Source organism: Mesorhizobium marinum (assembly GCF_040813675.1).
Taxonomy (GTDB): Bacteria; Pseudomonadota; Alphaproteobacteria; order Rhizobiales; family Rhizobiaceae; genus Mesorhizobium_K; species Mesorhizobium_K marinum.
In genome coordinates this window covers 1-875 of the sequence record NZ_JBFOCI010000030.1, presented here as the reverse complement: position 1 = coordinate 875, position 875 = coordinate 1, and the positions used below count along the sequence as shown (strand labels likewise).

Below are 875 nucleotides of genomic sequence, written 5' to 3'. Positions count from 1 at the left end.
CTTGTCGAAGCACGCATTAGAGATTCGGTGTTGCCTGAGGAGTATGAAGGCGAATTTTCGACCGAATGGCTCACTGAGGATGCTGCGTTTGCAGCTATCGCTTTCTTTCGGCATGGTGCTGACCTGCTACCAACCGAACCACACCTCTATGCGACAAACTCAGGCGACCTTGTCGCGGAGTTCGAGACAGCGGACGGCTCGATGACAAGCGTTGTGTCGGATCAAGAAACAATCCTTTTCGCGGTACCGACAATTGCGCCAGATAGTCCAATTCACACAGTTATCCGTAGAGGCAGTAATACGTTCAGAGAGGAACTGCGTTCGGTGACCAAGCAGCTTACATCGGNTCGGATCAAGAAACAATCCTTTTCGCGGTACCGACAATTGCGCCAGATAGTCCAATTCACACAGTTATCCGTAGAGGCAGTAATACGTTCAGAGAGGAACTGCGTTCGGTGACCAAGCAGCTTACATCGGGTCGGCATGGCAAGATGGATCCCGCCCAATAATGTTGGAATGAACGAGCAGATTGGGCGTCGGCTTTTCGAAGAGCCGATGCTTAGAGGGGCGGCAGGACAGCCTAACTTCTCCGGTCTGAGATTGAATCATTTCGAAGAAACCCGTGGGAATGAAGTGTCCCTGGATCGCCTTGGTGCGACCGGGATAGATCGGAAAGTTTCAACATACCTCCGCCACCGCGCTGATCTGGCCGGTCAAACGTTCTCGAAAGTGAAACAATTTGATGGCTGGGCGGTGGTGCCGGCCAAAGAACTCGCAGAAGCCCGAAAAGACCCGAAACTTCCGGTGACATCGTCGCCAATTTCAGGGGTTGAGCCCAATGACAATGCGTATCACGCTCATGTCCTGAGACCAAA

1 protein-coding gene is annotated in these 875 nt (G+C 52.4%); it reads left to right on the top strand.

Annotated elements, in window-relative coordinates:
* Positions 1 to 516: 516 nt before the first annotated feature.
* Positions 517 to 875: hypothetical protein (locus ABUE31_RS22700; RefSeq protein WP_367726039.1), on the top strand; the 359-nt coding region annotated here is incomplete at its 3' end.